The sequence below is a fragment of the Bacteroidota bacterium genome, from assembly GCA_016183775.1.
Classification (GTDB): domain Bacteria; phylum Bacteroidota; class Bacteroidia; order JABDFU01; family JABDFU01; genus JABDFU01.
Window position 1 is genome coordinate 1 of sequence record JACPDY010000134.1, and the last position, 6,887, is coordinate 6,887.

Annotated in this window: 4 protein-coding genes; 1 reads left to right on the forward strand and 3 read right to left on the reverse strand. The window is 37.8% G+C overall.

Annotation, left to right across the window (positions count from 1 at the left end):
- Nucleotides 1-172: 172 nt before the first annotated feature.
- Complete coding sequence (locus tag HYU69_15530; protein MBI2271751.1) at nt 173-3,016, reverse strand: SBBP repeat-containing protein; 2,844 nt, start codon at nt 3,014-3,016, stop codon at nt 173-175.
- Nucleotides 3,013-3,705: a T9SS type A sorting domain-containing protein gene (locus tag HYU69_15535; protein MBI2271752.1), complete on the reverse strand. Its 693-nt coding sequence runs from the start codon at nt 3,703-3,705 to the stop codon at nt 3,013-3,015. Before HYU69_15535 ends, HYU69_15530 begins: the two co-directional genes overlap by 4 nt.
- Before the next feature lie 148 nt (nt 3,706-3,853).
- Between HYU69_15535 and HYU69_15540 the strand changes: the two genes are divergently transcribed.
- Nucleotides 3,854-5,302: a hypothetical protein gene (locus HYU69_15540; protein MBI2271753.1), complete on the forward strand. Its 1,449-nt coding sequence runs from the start codon at nt 3,854-3,856 to the stop codon at nt 5,300-5,302.
- 408 nt (nt 5,303-5,710) lie between these two features.
- On the opposite strand, the gene HYU69_15545 is transcribed toward HYU69_15540, so the two are convergent.
- Nucleotides 5,711-6,778: an IS5 family transposase gene (locus tag HYU69_15545; protein ID MBI2271754.1), complete on the reverse strand. Its 1,068-nt coding sequence runs from the start codon at nt 6,776-6,778 to the stop codon at nt 5,711-5,713.
- Between the last annotated feature and the right edge of the window lie 109 nt (nt 6,779-6,887).

Genomic DNA, 6,887 nt, shown 5'->3' on the forward strand with positions numbered 1-6,887 from the left:
TTTCAATATACTGCTTGAGTGTATTCAAAATTTGTATGTTTGTAGTCATAGGGGGGATGTTTGGTTACATCAAAGAACAGAGGAATCTGTTCTTTAACCCCCTATAATTCATAAAGTTATCATCCAACTTAATGACATTGCGCTTTAAGCGACGGCATCCCTTAGTTATATTTCAAGGTGCCGTCAAATTAACATTTATACTGCAACCGTTTTTATCTTTAATATTTATGGTGTATGCACCCGGACATAGGTTGTTCTTATATCTGTTTGTATAACCATCGGGCCAGGAGTAGGAGTAAGGGCTTGTGCCGCCGGTAGCGGTTATCATTACCCATTCTTTACAGCCGCAATTGGTGCAGTTGACTGTGCCCTTGGTAAATTGTCCTGTTAAAGTGCAGGTCTCGCAGGGTGTGCCCGTAATGACAAACGTTGCCGTTGCCGTTTGCGTTTGATTACAATTACTTGTTACTGTTACTGTATAATTTCCCGGGCAAAGACCGGTAATTGTATTAGTAGTACTTGTGTTATTTAATGTTGAACTGCCATTACTCCATACATAGCTATAATTCGGCTCACTACACGTTAAATTTATAGTTGCACTGCCATTGCATGGACTGCAACTCGTGGTGTTTACCTGATTTTTGGCATAGGTAGGTGTAGTGGGAATAAACTTAGCAATGTAGCTATCATCAGTACCACCATTGAAGGTTGCATCATAATAGGCGCCTCCCCCGGGATCGGTTACGGGATAAGTTGCTGAGCTTGTAACTGACTGCCATTCCCCTGCAACAAATAAATTCCCTGCATTGTCAAGGTCTAATGCCTCCCGGTAATCGTACCCATCTCCACCAAAATAAGTTGCCCACTTTACAATACCTATATTACTGAATTTAACAAGAAAAATATCCTGAGTACCCCCATTAAAAGTTGCATCATAATACTCACATGGGGTATTTCCGAAAGTGAAGATGTTGGTTGATGTAGTGTTGAAGCCAATAAATATATTTTCGCAAAGATCAATTGTAATGTTGTCATATGTCGAATAATATTCTGCACCATTTCCTCCATAATATGTAGCCCAAGTGAGAACCCCGGTGTTTGTAAAACGCAATAAGAAAATGTCAAATGTTCCACCACCAAAGACGCCTTGATTATATGCTCCTGCCCAGATTTGAAGTGGAAAATTGCCGGAAGTATTTCCTGTTAGATACAGATTGTTTCCAATGTCCATGTCTATAGAAAATCCTTCATCACTTCCACTTCCTCCAAAATAAGTAGCCCAAGTGAGAACCCCGATATTGGTAAAACGCAAGATGAAAGAGTCCCATGTTCCACCACCAAAGACGCCTTGGTTATATGCTCCTGCCCAGATTTGAAGTGGAAAATTGCCGGAAGTATTTCCTGTTAGATACAGATTGTTTCCTGTGTCTATGTCAATAGCATATCCTGATTCACTTCCACTTCCTCCAAAATAAGTAGCCCAAGTGAGAACCCCGGTGTTTGTAAAACGCAAAATAAAAATATCATTACTGAATGCTCCTCCTCCAAAAACTCCCTGATTATAAGCTCCAAGCCATGTTTGGGTGGGGAAACCACCATTTGTATATCCCGTTATGTAAATATTATTCGCACCATCGCAAGCAATGGAATTTCCCCCTTCATTGCCACTTGCTCCATAATAGGTAGCCCAAGTAAGAGCACCGGTAGTTGTAAAACACAAAATTAAAACATCAGCTCCTGCTCCTTTAACTCCTTGATTATACCCTCCCAGCCAGGTTTGAAGTGGACAATTTCCAGATATTGTCCATCCAGTTACAAACACGTTATTGTTCCCATCTATGGCAATATAATTGCCCAGATCATTAAAACTCCCTCCATAATAGGTAGCCCAAGTTAGAGCACCGGCATTAGTAAAACGCAAGATGAAGATATCACTGTTGCCACCTAAGATCCCCTGATTATACCCACCAGCCCAGTTTTGAAGGGGGAAATTAGTTGATGACACGTATCCAGTTACATAAACATTTCCATTCGCATCTACTTCTGTACTCATGGGCCCGTCTATTCCATTTCCACCGTAAAAAGTAGCCCATACTAATTGGGGGTCAATGATAAGTGATTGGCTTTTGATGTAATTGTTTAAGTTAAATCCTATTTCATAGGAGAAAATATTTTTTTCGGAAATAACTTCTGCTTTTTGAGATAGGCATTTTTTATTTGTTACCGGTATATTACCTGCTCCTAAATATAAGGGAGTTTCATTTTTTTTAAAGGTGTAATTAGATGTAATAACATTTGATTCGTTGCCCTGATAACAGAGAAGTTCTCCTTCGGCAATTTCTCCCAGTTTGTTTTCAAAATGGATTTGATTGCGTTTTACATTTAGTTTTCCGCTGTCTTCGTATATGAATTTTATTTGGTTGGGGTCAGCATGGGGGTGAACTATAAAATCGTGTTTAAGTGCGCTATAGGATGTATAAAGTATCCAGTCAATTCCAGGGTAAATTTCCTTTATAATTATTTTGCTATAAGTTTTTACATTAAATATTCCATTTGGACAATGGGGGAGGTAGTAATTTACTTCTCCTTGTGTAATATCTCCTTCAGTCAGAACGTTTTCTTTTTTGATCGTTGCATTTTTTAAAACCATATCTACCCGGTGCCATTCGCCGCTATTTTTTTCTTCAAGAACTCCGACTTGCTGTTCTGCATTATTGTTTGCGTCCTCTTCCAGTTTTAAAAACTGGTAGGTAAGGCCAGTATTGGTTATCCAAATATTGAGATTGGGAGTTTCAGCCTTGAATAGTACAAAAGGTACAAGATTGCCTTTGTCATCAGCCACCTGTCCTTTATTCTCCTGGAAACCGAGCGGTTTTTGCTCAGCTATCCAGGAGTTTATTTCTGCCGTATGGAGGGGATCTTTTTTTTCTGTTGAGGTGTAATTCCTGTTGCCAACAGCAAACAGATGTCCTGCTGCTACAGCGGCCAAACAAAGGGTAAAGTACAGTTTTTTCATTCCCTCAAAAACCGCTTTACAAATCGCTCATGGGTAGTTGTTTCAATTTCAAGCATGTAAAGACCACTTTCTAAACCATCTATATCGATCAGGTTATTGTTGCATTTTAGGGTTTTAACCAAATTCCCGACATTGTCAAATATTCTTACGTTTTCAATGCCAATTTTGGAATCTATTGGCAGTATATATATACGTGAATAGGCTGGATTGGGGTATAAAACAAAGCCGTTTTCAGGCACAAGTACGTCCGATATTCCTAATGGGTCAATAACAATAATGGTTGTTTTGCCCGAATCAATCGCTGTTACTCCATTAGCACGTGGCCAAACTACCACAATATTAGGACCCTTGCGAAAGTTTTGTTGGTCAATAATAAAATAGGTTGGTGAAAATACAAGTGTATCGTTTGCATTAAAATTAACGGCTGCTTTTGTAGAGTCAAATTTTACAGGAGTCGTCCCTCCTGATGCACCGTTGCTTTTATAATCAATATAAATTTTACCATTAAATGCCAGGTTGCCGGTGTTTTTAACTGTTACAGAAAGTCTATCAGAAGATCCTAACGTGGCCGTGTCTTTCTCAAATTTAACCCTTGTAACACTTAATTTTACTTGAGCATTTAACTGGTTTAATTGGAAAACAAGCAATATTATGCAAGCCAACCAAATTCTGGAAACAATTTTGTCCATTTTATGTGGTTTAAAGTTCACCCGTTCCTTATAATATAAATTTGACAATTTTATTGGTGCGCAATCTTGTTATGTAAAAATAGGAGATACTTTGTTAAATATGAAATAAAATTGCTAATTTTCTTACTCGTTCAAAATTGGAAATTATATGGACATATTGAATCAAATAATACTTGGGCTTAATAAAGAGGATATCAGGCACTTTAAATTGATGGCTAAGCGTATGTATGATCATACAGATCGGAAAGACATTGAGTTGTTTGATTATATAAGGCGTGTGGAGGAAAAGTATGATGAGGAAAAGATAGTAAAAAAGTTATATCCGGGAGGTGACCGTAATTCGTTTTACAGGTTAAAGAACCGGCTCATCGAAAGTATTAATGAAAGTATTCTTTTGCTGCATTATAGTAAGGATGATATTATTTATGTGCTTCATTTGTTGTCGTTGGTGCGGTTTTATTTCGCTAAAAATAAATATGCTTTAGCATTAAGGTTTATAAAAAAGGCGGAAGGCAATGCTTCCGCAATAGAAGCGTATGATCTCCTTGATATAATATATGGAGAATATATTAAACTATCGCACGAAATTGTTTCGGTTGACCCCGAAGAGTATATAAAAAAGAGAAAAGAAAACCGGGAAAAACTATACAGTATCCGGCAGATTGATGATATTCTTGCCGCGGTAAGTTACCGGCTTAAAATAACCCAGAACTATTCTGAAAAGGAAACCCCTGTATTGAAGCTGCTTGAAAAAACGATCAATGATTTTTCAAATGACAAAGACATAAAGAATAGTCCTGTGCTTAGGTTTAAGATTTATAACGCAGTAAGCCAGGTGTTGCTGCAGAAACATGATTATATTTCTCTGGAAAATTATCTGCTGACAACGTATTCAACATTTAAAAAGGAGAATTTGTTTAACAGGGGTAATCACGATGTAAAACTGCAAATGCTCACTTATATCGTGAACAGTTTATTTAAAAATAAGAAGTTCGAACAATCGCTCGAGTATGTTGATCAGCTTAAAGCAGCGATGGATGAGTTTAACGGACTTATGCGCGACAAATACCAGTTCTTTTATCACAATTCACTGGTGATCAACTATTCGGTTCTGGACAAGGACAAAGCGATTCATATACTTGAAGAGTTAAAGGAGAATAAGAAACTTTACAGCGCATCTTTTTACGACATGTTCATTTATTTGAATCTGGCTATATTGTGGTTTGACAAACAGAATTACCAGCAGGCGATCCGCAACCTTAACAAACTATACATACACGATAGTTATAAAAATGCGGATGAAACGCTGAAATTTAAGATCACTATTGCTGAGCTGATCATCCGTTATGAGCTAAATGATCTCGATCTCCTGGAATATAAAATTACCCAGGTGAGAAAACAGTATAAGAAATTATTTAAGCGTCCTGAACATAAGCGGGAGGTGGAGCTGATATCAATTATAAGCCAGATGATAACGGTAGGCTTCCTGAAGTTTAACAAGAAGCTATTGGAAAAGGTGAAACTGTTTGTTCAAAATGATGTTTTGGAAGATGCAGAGATCATCAAGTATAACAACTGGTTAGGGTCAAAAATTTAATGGGTTGTGGTTGTTAGGAAACCTTAAAATTTAATTTTTATGAAAATGCAGGAATTTAATGTTTTGACTTTTGGACACGCCTCACGATTGATAGAGAGGCCTAAAGAATCGACAGAAGAGATAGTAGTTCAAAAATTACAGGTTTGTGGTTAAACCAGCGATTACAGAGGAGGCTCTTATTTCACAAGAGCCTCCTCTGTTTTTGTTTCAGGCAGGCATTGAAGAAGAGTACAAGAAGGATTATGAATGTCGCTATATAAAATCCAACCGTCATTATTTAGGGCGGTTCCAAAAATTGATTTTTTCATGACGATTGAATTTTTCGGTTAATTTTTTTTCGGTTTTCTATTTTTAAGTCGCTGTTGTTTACTGTTTCTTGCTATTTTTTTGTTTGCTTTTGTGTTGTTTTTATTTTTCTTCATCCCTTTGTGTGAACATATTCAGTCCTAATTGTACCGCTCTACATATATTGTAAGCCAGGTTGGTTAATCCTATTGTTACTTTTGCCCTCGCTATGCCTATACAGCGCATATAGCTGGCCTCATGCATGCTGTTCTCCATGAATCCGAAAATATGTTCTACCCGTGCACGCACCTTTGATTTTTTGCGATTGTTTTCTTTTTGTAAGGGTGTTAATGGCTTGTTGCGATACCCTTTTTCGTGTACACGGTTTATCATTTTCGCTTTAGCTATGGTTTTTTCCTGATCTTCTCCTGTGTAAGCGCTATCGGCATAAAGCGGTTGGCCTTCGTCCTTTTCTGTAAGTAATTGTTCCAATGCCTGGGAGTCGTGTGTACTTGCTGTAGTTACATGGTACTTATCAATGAGTTTGCTTTTTGCGTCTGACTTAATGTGATTCTTGTATCCATAATAGCTTTGCTCATTTTTCTTTGTCCAGGTGGCCTCTGTATCTTTATGCGATAACTTATCGGGTTTGTTCTGCCATGTTTGCGGAACTTCTCCTTTTTTTAACTGGTCGTTTTCTTCTCTGCTGTTACGCTGGCGGGGAACTTCATGGAAACTGGCATCTACCATTTTGCCTGTGTTTAATACTAAGCCGCCCTTTTCTAATATGTCGTAAAAATGATCGAATAGTTTTTTCTCATTATCGTTTTCTTTCAATTTTTCCTTGAAGTTCCATATCGTGTTGCAATCCGGTACGCGATGACTTAGGGTCATCGATAAGAACCGCCGGAAGCTCAACCGATCATTTATCTGAAATTCCATTTGCTCGTCTGATAAACTGTACAGCCGTTGCAATATCAATATTTTAAACATCAACACCACATCGTATGGCTTGGCTCCCGCATTGCTTTTACGTTCTACCCCTTCATGCATACCATCCAATATCGGGCGAAATTGCTCGAAATTTATTTTCTTGCTTAATTGTTCCAACGGATCCTTTAGTTTGCTTAGTTTTTCCTGTACATCAAATTCATCAAACAATCCTCGGGCTGCGGTTTTTTTACTTTGCATGGTGCTTTGGTATTGGTGCTTTACAAAGGTATTAACCATTAACGCTTTCACTTGTTTTATCTCCTTGTTTTTATTCACTTTTTTGTTAACCAATTTTTAGAACCGCCCT

Excerpts from the sequence above, each read along its gene's own strand:
- HYU69_15530 (MBI2271751.1), bottom strand. The coding sequence starts at position 3,016 with ATGAAAAAACTGTACTTTACCCTTTGTTTGGCCGCTGTAGCAGCAGGA.
- HYU69_15535 (MBI2271752.1), bottom strand. The coding sequence starts at position 3,705 with ATGGACAAAATTGTTTCCAGAATTTGGTTGGCTTGCATAATATTGCTT.
- HYU69_15540 (MBI2271753.1), top strand. The coding sequence starts at position 3,854 with ATGGACATATTGAATCAAATAATACTTGGGCTTAATAAAGAGGATATC.
- HYU69_15545 (MBI2271754.1), bottom strand. The coding sequence starts at position 6,778 with ATGCAAAGTAAAAAAACCGCAGCCCGAGGATTGTTTGATGAATTTGAT.